Source organism: Alcanivorax profundi (genome assembly GCF_003597125.1).
GTDB lineage: Bacteria > Pseudomonadota > Gammaproteobacteria > Pseudomonadales > Alcanivoracaceae > Alcanivorax > Alcanivorax profundi.
The window spans coordinates 393,711-409,221 of the sequence record NZ_QYYA01000003.1; the positions used below are offsets into that span (position 1 = coordinate 393,711).

The 15,511-nt window shown below is 59.4% G+C and carries 14 protein-coding genes; 12 read left to right on the forward strand and 2 right to left on the reverse strand.

Annotated features, from left to right (window positions below; genetic code table 11):
• Positions 1-20: 20 nt before the first annotated feature.
• Complete coding sequence (locus D4A39_RS11730) at positions 21-926, reverse strand: LysR substrate-binding domain-containing protein (protein WP_119918158.1); 906 nt, start codon at positions 924-926, stop codon at positions 21-23.
• Positions 927-1,015: 89 nt separating this feature from the next.
• Here D4A39_RS11730 and D4A39_RS11735 point away from each other — a divergent pair, with 89 nt between their 5' ends.
• Positions 1,016-1,936: a sterol desaturase family protein gene (locus tag D4A39_RS11735; protein WP_119918159.1), complete on the forward strand. Its 921-nt coding sequence runs from the start codon at positions 1,016-1,018 to the stop codon at positions 1,934-1,936.
• A gap of 199 nt (positions 1,937-2,135) precedes the next feature.
• Here the strand turns inward: D4A39_RS11735 and D4A39_RS11740 are convergent, their stop codons facing one another.
• Complete coding sequence (locus D4A39_RS11740) at positions 2,136-3,554, reverse strand: 3-oxoacyl-ACP reductase (protein ID WP_022986198.1); 1,419 nt, start codon at positions 3,552-3,554, stop codon at positions 2,136-2,138.
• 325 nt (positions 3,555-3,879) lie between these two features.
• Here D4A39_RS11740 and D4A39_RS11745 point away from each other — a divergent pair, with 325 nt between their 5' ends.
• From D4A39_RS11745 to mazG, 11 genes are all read left to right on the forward strand, one after another.
• On the forward strand, positions 3,880-5,166 hold the full coding sequence (locus tag D4A39_RS11745; RefSeq protein ID WP_022986199.1) for an acetyl-CoA C-acetyltransferase: 1,287 nt from the start codon (positions 3,880-3,882) through the stop codon (positions 5,164-5,166).
• Positions 5,167-5,377: 211 nt separating this feature from the next.
• Positions 5,378-5,686: a PepSY domain-containing protein gene (locus tag D4A39_RS11750; RefSeq protein ID WP_119918161.1), complete on the forward strand. Its 309-nt coding sequence runs from the start codon at positions 5,378-5,380 to the stop codon at positions 5,684-5,686.
• A gap of 13 nt (positions 5,687-5,699) precedes the next feature.
• Positions 5,700-6,008, forward strand: coding sequence for a PepSY domain-containing protein (locus tag D4A39_RS11755; protein WP_119918162.1), 309 nt, complete (start codon positions 5,700-5,702; stop codon positions 6,006-6,008).
• Positions 6,008-6,676: a response regulator transcription factor gene (locus D4A39_RS11760; RefSeq protein ID WP_022985087.1), complete on the forward strand. Its 669-nt coding sequence runs from the start codon at positions 6,008-6,010 to the stop codon at positions 6,674-6,676. The genes D4A39_RS11755 and D4A39_RS11760 overlap by 1 nt, the downstream gene beginning before the upstream one ends.
• The gene (locus D4A39_RS11765) at positions 6,673-7,995 is read left to right on the forward strand and encodes a sensor histidine kinase (protein WP_233552470.1); all 1,323 of its coding nucleotides are present in this window, start codon (positions 6,673-6,675) and stop codon (positions 7,993-7,995) included. Before D4A39_RS11760 ends, D4A39_RS11765 begins: the two co-directional genes overlap by 4 nt.
• A 71-nt stretch (positions 7,996-8,066) precedes the next feature.
• Positions 8,067-9,077 (forward strand): alpha/beta fold hydrolase, encoded by a 1,011-nt coding sequence (locus D4A39_RS11770; protein ID WP_119918163.1) that lies wholly within the window; start codon positions 8,067-8,069, stop codon positions 9,075-9,077.
• A 51-nt stretch (positions 9,078-9,128) separates the two neighbouring features.
• Positions 9,129-10,034, forward strand: coding sequence for a cysteine synthase CysM (gene cysM / locus D4A39_RS11775; protein WP_031226314.1), 906 nt, complete (start codon positions 9,129-9,131; stop codon positions 10,032-10,034).
• The gene (locus D4A39_RS11780) at positions 10,031-10,807 is read left to right on the forward strand and encodes a 3'-5' exonuclease (protein WP_022985083.1); all 777 of its coding nucleotides are present in this window, start codon (positions 10,031-10,033) and stop codon (positions 10,805-10,807) included. Before cysM ends, D4A39_RS11780 begins: the two co-directional genes overlap by 4 nt.
• A 78-nt stretch (positions 10,808-10,885) precedes the next feature.
• Entirely contained in the window at positions 10,886-12,226 is a 1,341-nt protein-coding gene (gene rlmD / locus D4A39_RS11785; protein ID WP_022985082.1) for a 23S rRNA (uracil(1939)-C(5))-methyltransferase RlmD, read from the forward strand.
• 77 nt (positions 12,227-12,303) lie between these two features.
• The gene (gene relA, locus D4A39_RS11790; RefSeq protein ID WP_022985081.1) at positions 12,304-14,544 is read left to right on the forward strand and encodes a GTP diphosphokinase; all 2,241 of its coding nucleotides are present in this window, start codon (positions 12,304-12,306) and stop codon (positions 14,542-14,544) included.
• A 161-nt stretch (positions 14,545-14,705) separates the two neighbouring features.
• Complete coding sequence (gene mazG, locus D4A39_RS11795; protein ID WP_031226312.1) at positions 14,706-15,485, forward strand: nucleoside triphosphate pyrophosphohydrolase; 780 nt, start codon at positions 14,706-14,708, stop codon at positions 15,483-15,485.
• Positions 15,486-15,511: the final 26 nt, after the last annotated feature.

The window sequence follows — 15,511 nt, forward strand, 5'->3', positions numbered from 1 at the left end:
CCCGGATTCAAGCCAGGGGTTCACAGCACGGCGGCAGTGGAGACTAGCTGTTCCCGTAACCAGCGGTGCGCGGGGTCTTTATCCAGGGCGGGTGACCAGAGCAGGTAGATTGGGACGGGGGGCAGCGGGACCGGGAAAGCCAGCACCTGCAGTTGCATGGCGTGGGCATAATGCAGTGCCAGTCGCCGGGGCACGGTGGCGATCATATCGGTGCCAGCAACGGTGGCAAGCATGCCGGCAAATTGGGTTACTCTGGCTCCGGTGCGGCGTTGCCACCCGGGGGTGTCCAGAATCTGGTCCAGAGGCAGTCGGCGGTTGCGATCCGGTAGCACGACATGCTCTTCGCTGAGGAACTGCTCTTTGCTGCAATGCCCCCGCAGGCAGGGGTGCCCGGCCCGCGCGACCACGACCAGTTCTTCCTCCAGCAACACCATCCTGTTCAGGCGGGGGTCTTCCGGAATAAAGGCATCGATGGCCAGATCCGAGCGGACCTTTTGGAGATCCTCAGACATCGCATCGGTGGCGGTTATCACCTCGACGACGACCCCCGGAGCCTGCTTGCGTACCTGTGCCAGTAATGGCGGCAGCATGACCATTTCGAAATAGTCCACGCTAACCAGCCGGAAATGCCGATCGCTGCTGGCGGGGTCGAACCGGTTTCCCGGATCCAGCGTGTCGCGCAGGGCGGCAAGCTGTGGCGCCAGTTGTTCATGCAATTCGCGTGCGCGTGGGGTGGGCTCCATTCCTTGACGGGTTCGCACAAAAAGTTCGTCCGCCAGGCAGTGGCGTAGCCGCTGCAGGGCCGCACTGATGGCTGGCTGGCTCATGCCAAGGGCATCTGCGGCCCGCGATAGCTGGCCAGCTTCCATGATGGCATCGAAGACCGGCAGCAGATTAAGGTCGATTCCGCGTAAATTCAGCTTCATGGATATTATTTATATCAAATATCGATTAGGAAAATAAATACACCTTGTCTAGGTTTGGTGTGGCGCACAACCCACACTGGAGAATAACAATGGACCAGATACTGACCTTGTCGGTCACCACTTTCATTATCCTCACTGCAATTTGGGAAGTTTTTGCCGGCCGTACCCGCGATGGGCGTAAAACCCGCCAGGACTGGAAAGTGGCGTTTCTTGCCACCTTCATGATGGTCGCAATTCAGCGCCCGTTGGTGCTGTTGCTTATTACCCTCGGGCTGACCCGCCTGTTTCCGGGCAGTGCCGGTTCTCTGGCCTGGCTGGAGGCCGACTATTTCGTGCCGACGTTGATCGCCTTTTTTTGTATTGAGGAGTTTCTGCACGGCTCATTTCACCTGTTTGCCCACAGCCGCCGCCCAAAGAACAGGGTGCTGCAGTGGGTCCAGGCGTTCTACAAGATGAGCCATCGCCCGCACCATCTGGCCGGTGGCCAGGATAACAAGGGGCAGTTGTCCGTTACCCAGACGTTTGTGAATGGCTGGGCCTGGTGGTTCATCATGCCCAACTACACTTTTCAGCTGGTGTGCCTGTATCTGGGCCTGGTGGAAGTCTTTCTGGTGGCGACCGCCTTCAAGGGGCTGTGGGCAGCCCAGACGCACGTGAACTGGAACTGGGATTTGTACTTTCACAATCACAAGTGGGCCTGGGTGCGTAAGACCATGTGGGCGTTGGCGCATGTGATTACCTTCCCGACCCAGCATCACCATCATCATGCACGTGGACCGAACTCCGCCAAGAATGTCACAGCCACCCTGGCGATTTACGACTGGTTGATTTTTGGCACGCTGGCTATTGAGAAGGAAAAACCGAAGATGTACGGCTGGCGCCAGAATGATGAAGAAGCCAATAGTGTGCTCAAGCGCTATTTCTTCTGGGATGTGCGTGAGCATATGCCGGGTGGAGCGGCCAGGGCGAAGGCGAAGAAAGCCGCAAAAAGAGTCGCTGAGGCAGCCTGATATTCCCCGCTCGGGAAGTCTAAACGAACAGCTTGCGAGCTTGCCTGCCGCCCGGGAGCCTGCAGGGCGGCATAATCACTTGCAGGCAAGTGTGGCTCAGCCCCACAAAAAAGCCGCACCTTGCGGCGCGGCTTTTCTGTCGATCGAGTAGCAAAGGCTTCAAACCGCGCTGCGGTCTGAAGCCTGCCGTGAGAGGCGGTTACGCACCCAGCAGCATCTGGCCACACACTCGCACAACGTTGCCGGTCAGGCCCTGAGAGGCCGGGCTGGCAAAGAAGGCGATGGTTTCGGCAACATCCACCGGCTGACCGCCCTGGTTCATGGCGTTCATGCGACGGCCCGCTTCACGAATGGTGAAGGGGATGGCAGCGGTCATCTGGGTTTCAATGAAGCCCGGAGCCACGGCATTGATGGTGATGCCTTTCTCGGCGTACTCATCTTTGTAGGCATCGATCATGCCAATCACAGCCGCTTTGGAGGCGCCGTAGTTGGTCTGACCCAGGTTGCCCGCAATACCGGCGATGGAGCTGATGGAAATGATGCTGCCGCCTTCGCTGATGCCGCCATCGGCCAACAGCTTTTCATTGATGCGCAGCTGGCTGGCGATGTTGATGTCCAGCACCATGTCCCAGAATTTCTCCGGCATGTTGCCCAGCATCTTGTCGCGGGTGACGCCGGCGTTGTGAACGATGACATCGAAACCGCCGACCGCTTTGCCCTTGGCTGCGATGGCTTCGGGTGCTTCGGCTGCAGTGATGTCCAGCTCCAGAGTGTCACCACCAATCTGCTCGGCAACCTTGTTCAGGTCGTCGGCCATGGGCGGGATGTCCAGCACGGTTACGGTCGCGCCGTCACGGGCCAGCACTTCGGCGATGGCAGCACCAATACCGCGAGAGCCGCCAGTAACCAGGGCTTTCTTGCCGGCCAGAGGCTTGTTCCAATCGAATTTTTTGGCGTCGAAACCAGCTTCAGAAACACGTACTACCTGGGCAGAGACGTAAGCGGATTTGGGCGACAGGAAGAAGTGCAGCGGAGAGGCCAGTTGCGCCTCGGCACCTTCATTCACATAGACCAGCTGTGCGGTTGCGCCTTTCTTGATTTCCTTGCCCACAGAGCGGGTGAAACCTTCCAGAGCACGTTGGGCCACGCGGGCGGTGCCGGTCTGGGTTTCCGGGGTGCGGCCAACGACCACAACTCGGGCACACTTTTCCAGCTTGCGGATCACCGGGTGGAAGAACTCCCACAGGGCTTTCAGCTCGTCCGGGTTTTGAATACCGGTGGCATCAAAGACCAGACCTTTGAACTTGGCATCGTCATCGCGGTTGGCAGTGTAGTTGTCTGCATCAACGCCCAGCTTGCCGGCTTTCTTTTGCAGCTCGGAAGCATTGCCGTTGTTGGCCAACACGGAAACCTTGGCTTCCGGTGCCCCTTTCAGGGTGCCGAGAATGCTGTCGACAGCGGTAGAACCGTTGGCGGCACCTACCAGTACACGGCCCTTGATGAAGGAGGCCTGGCCCGGCTGCCAACGATCGAGAATGACCGGAATGGGGAGGTTGATTGCGCCAAACAGCGCCTTGCCCATGGGGGAATTGGCAATCGCCTGATAGGTATCGCTCATGATCCTGTCCTTTGCCATCAGAGATGAATGTGTCCGGTTAACCTTATGCCAACCAGAACGGGTTTAAAGAGGTGCCGAAAGAAGACAGCGCAAAATCAGACTTCTTTCGTAGGGCAGTCAAACCGGCCCTGTCGCACACTGGCGCGTATTGAATCACTGCAATGTTGCGGGTGTATTGACCGGCACCCATGTTCAAACAGTCGTTTGAGCCAATGAGGCATTGACCGGTGCGGGTAGACTGCGCCCTGAGTAGTGAATACCGTGGTCGCGCTGACCACAGACGTCATCCTGAGATGACTGCCTGATTCTGTTAGAGGACATTGTTATGCTGGCAGGTAAAGCCGTACGCAAGGTTGCCATTATTGGCGGTAACCGTATCCCGTTTGCCCGTTCCAACTCTGCTTACATCGACACCAGCAACCAGGAAATGCTGACTGCTGCTATCGATGGCCTGGTAGACCGTTTCAAGCTGCACGGCCAGAAGATTGACGAAGTGGCGGCCGGCGCTGTGATGAAGCACGCCCGTGACTTTAATCTGGTGCGCGAATCCGTACTGGGTTCCAAGCTGGCCCCGGAAACCCCGGCTTATGACCTTCAGCAAGCCTGTGGTACTGGTCTGGAAGCGGCCATCCTGGTTGCCAACAAGATCGCACTGGGTCAGATCGATTGCGCCATCGCTGGCGGTGTGGACACTACTTCCGATGCGCCGCTGGGTGTGAACGAAGATGCCCGCAAGGTATTCATGGCCCTGAACCGTGCCAAGACCAATGGTGAGCGCGCCAAGCTGGGTCTGAAACTGCTGAACCCGAAATCCCTGATGCCCGACATCCCCAAAAATGGTGAGCCGCGCACTGGCCTGTCCATGGGCGAGCACCAGGCGATTACTGCGAAAGAGTGGGCTATCCCCCGTGAAGCGCAGGACGAGCTGGCATGGAAATCCCATCAGAATCTGGCCAAGTCCTATGAAGATGGCTGGCAGGATGACCTGATTTCCCCGTTCAAGGGTCTGGAACGCGACAACAACATGCGGGGTGACTCCACCCTGGAAAAACTGGCCACCCTGAAGCCGTGCTTTGGTGGCCCGGATGGCACCATGACCCCGGCCAACTCCACCCCGCTGACCGACGGTGCCTCTGTGGTGCTGCTGGCCACCGAAGAGTGGGCAAAGGAGCGTGGTTTGCCCGTGCTGGCTTACCTGACCCTGGGTGAAGCCGCTGCTGTTGACTTCATCGGCAAGAAAGAAGGCCTGCTGATGGCACCGGCGTATGGCGTGCCGAGCATGCTCGACAAGGCGGGTATCACCCTTCAGGATTTCGATTTCTACGAAATCCATGAAGCGTTTGCCTCCCAGGTGTTGTCTACCCTGAAAATGTGGGAAGACGAGAAGTTCTGTAAGGAAACGCTGGGCCGCAAAGAGGTTCTGGGTAGCATCGACCGCAGCAAGCTGAACGTGAAAGGCTCCTCTTTGGCGGCCGGTCACCCGTTTGCGGCGACTGGCGGCCGTATCATTGCCAACGCTGCCAAGCTGCTGAACGAGAAAGGCTCTGGTCGTGCACTGATCTCCGTGTGTGCTGCGGGTGGTCAGGGTGTGGTCGCGATCCTCGAGAAGTAATCGCTTCGGCGTATCTGCCGAGCGCTGGGTGACGTAATGTCGCCAAGGAAAACGGGCCCCTCGGGGCCCGTTTTTTTATGCCCGCAAAGCGCTCTTTCTCCTGCTATGCCTTAAGCTGGCAGTCAGCTTGCGTTAAGGCTGAGTTCAGCTTGGGCTTCTACAGTCTCTCCTGTGTTCAACAGACATGTGTTCAACCCAAAGGAGATACGCCATGAACACCACCGCCAAACTAATGATCGCCACCCTGATGGGCGTGGCCGCCAGCAGCGCCGCTTTGGCTGATGACGTGCCCTACAATCAGGTACAGTCTTTGATCAAAGACGGCACCATCCAGTCGCTGGACAAACTGGACAAGGTGGCAACCGACAAGCACCCCGAGGCGACAATCACCGACACGGACCTTGAGCATGAATACGGCCGTTACATCTATCAGGTGGAGCTGCGTGACGCGCAAGGTCAGGAATGGGATCTGGATATCGATGCAACCAGTGGTGAGCTGCTCAGTGAAGAGCGCGATTAAGACAGCGTTATCTATGCATGTTGACAGCAGGGTGGCACTGGTCACCCTGCTGTTATTGTGTCCGTTAAGTCTGGTCGCAGATGATGTCAGCCATGATGAGGCTCTGAGGCTTCGGGAGCAGGGCGACATCATGTCGCTGAATACCCTGCTCAAAACGCTGGATACCCGTTACCCGGATTTCCGTTTGCTGGAAGTGGAACTGGAGCGCGACGATGGCCGTCTGATCTACGAGATTGAATTGCTGACGCGTGAGCGTGTGGTACGTGAACTGGAAGTGGACGCTCGTGATGGCCGTATCCTCGATGATGAGATAGATGACTGATGCGCATCCTGTTGGTGGAAGACAGTATTGCGCTGGCCGATCAACTGGTCCCGCTGTTAAAAGAGCATGGTTATGCCGTTGACTGGCTTGCGGACGGCCGTGATGCGCTGGTGCGGGTCCATGATGATCCTTTTGATCTGGTGGTGCTGGACCTCGGCCTCCCGGGCATGGATGGCCTGCAGGTCCTGAAACAGTGGCGACAGGAAGGGCTGTCGATTCCGGTCTTGATTCTCACTGCACGGGACAGTTGGTCTGAGCGTATCGAGGGGTTACGCCAGGGGGCGGATGATTACCTGACCAAGCCCTTCCACCCGGATGAATTATTACTGCGTATTCAGGCTCTGTTGCGGCGCAGTCATGGTAATGCCAATGACGAGCGGCTGAGCGCGGGAATGCTGAAGCTGGATGAAAGCCGCCAGACGGTGTGGCACGCAGAAGAGGAAATCGCCCTTACCGGTGCCGAGTTCCGGATGCTCCGTTATTTCATGCACAACCCGGGCAGGCTGCTCTCTAAAGGGCAGTTGGCCTCTCACCTTTACGACAACGAAAGCGACCGGGATTCCAATGTGCTTGAAGTGCATGTAAATCGCCTGCGCCGCAAACTCGGCAAGGCGGTGATCGAAACCCGCCGTGGCCAGGGCTATGTCTACACAGGCCAGTTATCGTGACCTCTTCCATGGGGCGGCGACTGGCAATCAGTTTGTTTGTCAGCTTGCTGGTGGCCGGATTGCTGATCAGCCAGGCAGCCCTGTGGTGGCTGGAGCAGGAACAGCGTGGGCAGCTTGTGGAGCAACTGCGCACCGATGCCGCGGGCGTGCTTGCAGCATTGGAACCGGGATTGGATGGCGCGCTGACTCTGCGAAATGAGCGATTGCATCCCGCTTATCGACGGCCTTATTCGGGCCGTTACTTTATTGTCGAAACCTCGCAAGCCCGTTGGCGATCCCGTTCCCTGTGGGATGCACCGCTGGCGCCCCCGGTGGCACCGGGTGTCGCCAGTGGCTTGCTGGAAGGGCCGGCAGAACAATTGTTGCTTGGCTATCAGGAGCAGTATCAAGTGCGCGGGCAATCGGTCACCGTGTCGGTTGCCCAGGATTACTCGCCTGTGCGTCAGGCCTATCAGCGCGCCCGTGCAGCCATGTTGGTGTCGTGGCCGTTGATTCTGGCCTTGCTGGCGCTGGTGCAGCAATGGCTGCTGCGTCGAGGGTTGTCCCCACTGCGTCGGGCCCGCGCCGAAATCGAACAGCTACGCCAGGGTAAGCGCTCGGTACTGACGGGCAATGTGGTCCGGGAACTGCAGCCGCTGGTGGAAGAAATCAATCGCCTGCAACAACACACCGAACAGCAGCTGCAACGTTCCCGCCATGCCATGGGGGATTTGGGCCATGCCTTGAAAACGCCACTGGCAGTACTCAAGAACCGCTGCAACCCGGATTTGCGACTTAACGACCCGGACTTGCATCAGTTGATGCACGATCAGGTATCGCAAATGGAAGGACAGGTGCGGCGCGCGCTCAGCCGGGCGCGGGTTGCGGCCGGGGCCACGGCGGCCAATCGGTTCAGCCCGGAAGAGGACCTGCCGCTGGTGATAATGACGCTTGAACGTGCCCATGACCGGCAACTGGCCTTCGAAATCCGCGGGCTCAACGGGGCGACCTTGCCGTTTGAACGTGAAGACATGCTGGAGCTGTTCGGTAACTTGCTGGATAACGCCTTTAAGTGGGCCGATTCGCGCATTGCAGTGCGCTTCGAGCTCGACGAGGTGATGTGTGTTGCCGTTGTTGAGGATGATGGACCGGGTATCCCCCCGGCACGCAGGGACACCGTGTTACATCGGGGCGAACGTCTGGATGAGCGGCAACAGGGGTATGGCTTGGGGTTGGCTATTGCTCATGATCTGGCCGTGGCCTATCAAGGCACTCTGGCTCTGCAAGACAGTGATCCGGGTGGGCTGGCGGTCAAGGTCTGTTTGCCGTTACCGCGCTAGCCATCAGGGGTGGAACTTCCATGTGTTGTGAGGCTCAGACCCTTTAATCACCATGCCATTGGGAAATTATCATGCGATACGGCAAGCAAGCTGTTGTTCTGTGGGTTGGGTTGATGATGGTCGGGTGGGTTCAGGCCGCCGCCCCGTCTCTGGACGCCCGTTTACGCCAATATGACTACCCGTACCCCGTGCACACTCTGGCGTTAAGCGAACAGCAGCAGTCGTTGCAGATGGCCTACATGGATATCAAACCGGCCAAGGCCAACGGCCAGGCGGTATTGCTACTGCACGGCAAGAACTTCTCTGGCGCCTATTGGGACGACACCATCGCGGCCCTGTCGGCACAAGGCTACCGGGTGGTCGTGCCCGACCAGATCGGGTTCGGTAAATCCTCCAAACCCCAGGCGTTCCAGTATTCCTTCCATACCCTGGCCGACCAGACCCGTCGCTTGCTGGACGCCTTGAAGGTAGAAACGGTCAGTGTCGTTGGGCACTCCATGGGAGGCATGCTGGCCACCCGCTTTGCGCTGATGTTCCCGGAGCGTACCGCTTCACTGACGCTGGTCAATCCCATTGGTCTGGAAGACTGGCAGCAAAAGCAGGTGCCCTGGCAGTCGGTGGATGCCTGGTACAAGGGAGAGCTGGGCAAGACCCCTGAAAAAGTGAAGGCGTACATGACGGCGAGCTATTTTGATGGCCAATGGAAAGCCGCCTATGACCCGTTGCTCGAATTGCAGCAGGGCTGGATTCGGGGCCCGGATTACCCGCTGATTGCGTGGAACTCGGCACTGGCCTACGACATGATCTACAGCCAGCCGGTGGTGCATGAGTTCGACCGACTTGCCGTTCCGACCTTGTTGATCATCGGCACCCGCGACCGCACGGCACTGGGCCGCAACCGTGCCCCACAAGCCTTGCAAGGGGCGTTGGGCCAGTACGGGGAGTTAGGCGACCAGGCGGCACAACAGATACCCGATGCGACCCTCGTTGAGCTGGAAGGGATTGGTCATGTGCCGCAATTCGAAGCGTTTGAGGATTACATCAAGGCGCTGAGCCGGTTCCTCGGCCATTTGAATCAATAGGGGGCGGCAACCCGTCTCGCCCGGAGGGTGCTTTCGGGTACAATGCGCGCCATGAACCATAAAACCATCGAACAGACCGTGGGCAATACGCCCCTGGTTCGCCTGCAGCGCATGCCGGGCGAGACCTCCAATACCCTGTTGGTGAAGCTGGAAGGGAACAACCCGGCGGGCTCCGTAAAGGACCGCCCGGCCCTGAACATGATCCTCAAGGCGGAAGAGCGCGGTGAGATCAAACCCGGGGATACCCTGATCGAAGCCACCAGCGGCAATACCGGCATTGCCCTGGCCATGGCGGCGGCCATGCGGGGCTACCGCATGAAACTGATCATGCCCGCCAACCAGAGCCAGGAGCGCCGTGATGCCATGGCAGCCTACGGCGCCGAGCTGATTTCAGTGAGTCAGGAAGAGGGCATGGAAGGCGCCCGGGATCTGGCTCAGGCCATGCAGGCCCGCGGCGAAGGGCGGGTGCTGGATCAGTTCGCGAACCCGGACAATCCGCTGGCCCACTACGTGAGCACCGGCCCGGAAATCTGGCGCGATACCGGCGGCAAGATCACCCACTTTGTCAGTTCCATGGGCACCACCGGTACCATCATGGGTTGCAGCATGTATCTGAAAGAGCAGAACCCGGCGATCCAGATTGTTGGCCTGCAGCCCACCGAGGGCTCGGCCATTCCCGGCATTCGCCGTTGGCCCAAAGCGTACCTGCCGTCCATCTATGATGACCGGCGGGTGGATCAGGTCATGGATATGGATCAGGCGCTGGCGGAGCAGACCATGCGCCGTCTGGCCCGGGAAGAGGGCATCAGCTGTGGGGTGTCGTCTGGCGGTGCGGTGGCCGGTGCCCTGCGCCTGAGTGAAAAACTGGAAAACGCGGTGATTGTGGCGATCATTTGTGATCGCGGCGACCGCTACCTTTCCACTGGGGTCTTTCAGGACAAGGGAGTGCAGGGATGAACGTACTGGTTTTTGATATTGAAACCATTCCGGATCTGGACGGTGGTCGCAAGATCTACGATCTGGATGGCCTCAACGACAAGGACACTGCCAGCGCCTTGTTGAACCTGCGCCGTCAGGAAAACGGCACCGAATTCCTGCGTCTGCATCTGCACCGCATTGTGGCCATTTCGGTTGTGCTGCGTTCGACCCAAGGGGTCAAGGTCTGGTCATTGGGCGACGAGGACAGCACCGAGAAAGAGCTGATCGAGCGCTTCTACGATGGCATCGAACGCTTTACGCCGAACCTGGTGAGCTGGAATGGTGGCGGATTCGACCTGCCGGTGCTGCATTACCGTGCCCTCAAGCATGGCGTCCAAGCCCGCCGTTACTGGGATACCGGTAACGAGGATTCCAGCTTCAAGTGGAACAACTATCTGAGCCGTTACCACCAGCGTCATCTGGACCTGATGGATGTGCTGGCCATGTACAATGGCCGCGCCAATGCCCCGTTGGACCAGATCGCCACTCTGCTGGGTTTTCCCGGCAAGATGGGCATGAGTGGCGCCAAAGTGTTTGATGCCTTCCAGGATGGTGACATCAAGGGTATTCGCGATTACTGCGAAACCGATGTACTCAACACCTGGCTGGTGTACCTGCGTTTCCAGCTGATGCGTGGCGATCTGGATCCCACCGGCTATGAGCAGGAGCTGAGCCTGCTGCAGGACTACCTGAAAGAGGAAGGACAGCCGCACTTCCTGTCTTTCCTGGAAGCCTGGCAAAAAGGCAGTTAACCGCAAAACCCATTCGACATTCTGCAGGGCGTCGTCGATGACGTCCTGGAATTCTTGAATACCACTGATTGAGAAACCATGGCCCGTAAACGCAAGCCGCTTCCGGAAACCCCGGAACCCGCCAGCATTGAATCCCTCAGCCACGATGGCCGGGGTATCGCCCGCCGTGAAGGCAAGACCACCTTTATCGACAATGCCCTGCCCGGCGAAGAGGTGATGTTCAAGTTCACCTACATGCGCAGTAAATTCGACGAGGGCAAGGCCGTCGAGATTGTTACACCCTCGGCGGACCGGGTTACCCCGCCCTGTGAGCACAGCACTCTGTGTGGCGGTTGTAGCCTGCAGCACATGAATCCCGAGGTGCAGATCGCGCGAAAGGAAGCCGTGCTGCGCGAGCAACTGGAACATTTCGGCGGGTTAGCCCCGAAAGAATGGCTGGCGCCTCTGGCCGGGCCGATCACCGGCTACCGCAGCAAAGCCCGCATGGGCGTGAAGTATGTGGAAGCCAAGGATGAAACCCTGGTGGGCTTTCGCGAAAAGCGCAACAGCTTCATTGCCCAGCTGCGCACCTGCGAAGTGCTGGTGCCCCAGGTGGGTCACCGGTTGAATGATCTGCGGGGGCTCATGCATGGCCTGCAAAGCCGCAGCCGTATCCCGCAAATCGAGCTGGCTGCCGGCGATGACATCGTTGCATTGATTATTCGCCATCTGGACCCACTTCCTGAGGCAGACCAACAGGCGCTGCTGGATTTTTGTCAGCCACTGGGCTGGCATCTGTACCTGCAGCCGGGCAACGAAAGCACCGTGCACCGCATCTGGCCTGCGCTCACCGGGGCTGAAAACGAAGAGCGGCTGTACTACCGGCACCCCTCCGCGGACGTGGAATTGGCCTTCCACCCCACGGATTTCACCCAGGTGAATGCGGAAATCAATCGCAAGATGGTGCCTCTGGCACTGGATTTGCTGGATATCGAGCCGCATCACACCGTGCTGGACCTGTTCTGCGGGCTGGGGAACTTCACCATCCCTGCAGCCAGGCGCGCGGCGAAGGTGGTCGGGGTCGAGGTCAGCCAGGCCATGGTCAAGCGCGGCTATGAGAATGCCGCCCGTAACGGCCTGGAAAACCTGGAGTTTCATGCCTGGGACCTGAGTCAGGATGTCTACGGGCAAGCGTGGGCCGCAAAGGAGTATGATCGTATCCTGATCGACCCACCCCGCACCGGGGCCCTGGAAATGGTGAAGCTGATGCCCCGGTTTGGTGCAAAGAAAATCGTTTATGTCTCCTGCAACCCGGCCACGCTGGCCCGGGATGCCGGGGAACTCACGGCGTTGGGTTACCGTCTCAAATCGGCTGGGGTGATGGATATGTTCCCGCACACCACCCATGTGGAATCTATCGCGGTGTTTGAAAAGAAATAGCTTGGCCAGCCGCTGGCGCCTTGCCTGAAGGGTAACGAGAAGGCGCGGCAGCGGCCGGTGATAATGAAGGAAAGCCCATGGTAACGGTTCGTCGACAGCCAACAGAAGGGGAACTCGGTCACTGGCGTGACTGGGTCGCCCAGCTCGAATCCCGCGTGCCGCTGCGCAACCGCGAGATGCTGGAGCAGGCCTGTGAGCGGGCAGAGCAGTGCCAGCTGGCCGGCGAGGCGGCCGGGCGCAAATGGCCTTATGGCAAGGGCTGCCTGATCATCGGTCTGGAGATGGCCGAGGTACTGGTGGATCTTGGCGCCGATACCGATGTGCTGCCTGCGGCGGTGCTGTATCGCTCGGTCAGGGAAGGGCAGATTTCCCTGGTCGAAGTGGAAAAAGAATTCGGCTCAGAACTGGCGCGTCTGATCGAGGGCGTGCTGCGCATGGCGGCAATCAGCACCAACCTGAACCCTACTCGCAAGGCGGTGCTGGGCCAGCAGGACGGCCAGCTGGACAACATGCGCAAGATGCTGGTGGCCATGGTCGACGACGTCCGGGTTGCCCTGGTGAAGCTGTCCGAACGGACGGTCATCATTCGCGCGGTCAAGGAAGCCGAGCCGGACCGCCAGCGCAAGGTGGCCCAGGAAATCTTTGATATCTACGCCCCACTGGCGCATCGCCTCGGGGTCGGCCAGCTCAAGTGGGAGCTGGAAGACCTGTCGTTCCGCTACCTGCAGCCCGGTGCCTACAAGAAGATTGCCAAACTGCTGGACGAGAAGCGCCTGGCCCGTGAAGAGTACATCCGGGATGTGCTGGAACAGCTGCGCGGTTACCTGGACAAGAACGGTATCACCGGTGCCGAGGTGCACGGCCGGGCCAAGCACATCTACAGCATCTGGCGGAAAATGCAGAAGAAGCATCTGGACTTCGGTGAAGTCTATGATGTCCGCGCGGTTCGTATCCTGGTGCCAGAAGTGCGTGACTGTTACGCCGCGCTCGGGATTGTCCACTCCCTGTGGAAGCATGTCCCCAAGGAATTCGACGACTACATCGCCAGCCCCAAGAGCAACGGCTACCAGAGCCTGCATACCGCGGTGGTAGGCCCCGAGCGCAAAATGCTGGAGGTGCAGATTCGTACCTTCGACATGCACGAGGAAGCTGAACTGGGGGTGTGCGCCCACTGGCGGTACAAGGAAGGGGCCAAGAAGGGCAAGGGCGGTGTCAGCGATTACGAACAGCGCATTGCCTGGTTGCGGCAGGTGTTGGAATGGCACGAAGAGCTGGGCGAGGACAGCCCGGACACCATGGTGGACGAGCTGCGCCATGGGCTGGTGAGCGAGCGGGTGTATGTATTCACCCCGGATGGCCATGTGGTGGATCTGGAATCCGGCGCCACGCCAGTGGATTTTGCTTACCACATTCATACCGAAGTTGGGCACCGCTGCCGGGGTGCCAAGGTGAACGGCCAGATTGTGCCGCTCAACTACACACTCAATACCGGTGAGCAGGTCTCGATCCTGACCACCAAGGAAGGCGGCCCCAGCCGCGACTGGCTGACCCCGTCACTGGGGTATGTGGCTACGTCTTCCGCGCGGGCCCGTATCCAGCAGTGGTTCAAGCGTCAGGACCGCGATGTGCATATTGCCCAGGGCCGCGCCATGCTCGAGAAAGAGATGTCACGGCTGGCCCTCGACAAGGTCGACCTTGATACCCTGGCGCCGCACCTTAACCTGAAAGGCGGCGACGATGTGCTGGCCGCATTGGGGGCAGGGGACCTGCGCCCGGGGCATGTGGTCAATCAGGTGCAGTCCCTGCAGCCGGACAGCAACCAGCAGGAACTGGACTTTGTGCCCGCCAAACCCAAGGCGTCCCTGACCGGTGATGTCACCATTCAGGGCGTGGGGAATCTGATGACTCACATGGCCGGCTGTTGTCAGCCGGTGCCCGGTGAGCCGGTGATGGGCTTCATTACGCTGGGCCGTGGGGTCACCGTGCACCGGGCCGACTGCGAGAAGCTGCTGGCCATGCAGAGCGATGATCCCAACCGGGTCATCGAAGTGACCTGGGGCGAGGCAGACCGCATCACCTACCCGGTGGACATCTTCCTGCGCGCCTGGGACCGTCAAGGCTTGCTGCGCGACGTGATTGCCGTGTTGTCCAATGAAAAGGTCAACGTCACCGCCGTGCACACCCAGTCCCACCAGGACGACAATACCGCCACCATGCTCCTCACCCTGGAAATCGCCACCCTCGGCAACCTGGGCAAGGTACTGGCCAAAATGGACCAGCTGAAAGGGGTATTGGAGGTTCGGCGCTACAAAAAGTAGTGAACAGTTAACAGTGAATAGTTAACCGTTCGCGAGCTGGCGTTACCGGTATTTGAAGCACGCGGGCCGCGCTCAGGCCATGGGCGCGGCGTAAAGCCATGAAGAATGAACGGTGTGTGATCGCGCCGCTGTTCACTATTCACTGTCAACTGTTCACTGTTATGTCTGACTCCCCAATCACCCAGCTCCTCGCCATCATGGCCCGCCTGCGCGACCCGGAAACCGGCTGCCCGTGGGATATCAAGCAGGACTTTGATTCCATCGCCCCGTACACCATTGAAGAGGCCTTCGAAGTGGCCGAGGCCATTGCCCAGCGCGATTACCCGGAGTTGAAGGAAGAGTTGGGGGATCTGTTGCTGCAGGTGGTATTTCACTCCCAGATCGCGCGGGAGCAGGGGCTGTTTGACTTCACTGAGGTGGTGCAGGTGCTGTGCGACAAGATGGTTCGCCGGCATCCCCATGTGTTTGGCGAGTCAGACGCCGCCGACGAGCAGGCGGTCAAGGTCAACTGGGAACAGATCAAGCAGCAGGAGAGGGCGCGCAAGGGGAAAACCCACCAGAGTGCCCTCGACGGGGTCCCGGCAGGTTTGCCGGCCTTGCAGCGGGCCTCGAAAGTACAGAAGAAGGCCGCCAGAGTCGGCTTCGACTGGCCAGAGGCGGATCCTGTGCGTGAGCAGGTGAACCTGGAGCTGGCCGAGTTGGATGAGGCGTTGCACAACGGTCATCAGGCGGACATCGAGGATGAACTGGGCGATGTCATTTTTACCCTCGTCAATCTGTCGCGGCACCTGAAGATTGACCCGGAGCAGGCCCTTCGCAAGGCCACCGCCAAATTTGAGACGCGCTTTCGACAAATGGAACAGGACCAGCCTTCCCCCCTCGATACCCTCGACCCGGCGGCACTGGAAGCGGCCTGGCAGCAGGCCAAACGCCGCACTTGAGGGCCCGCCAGGGAGGGACGACGGTT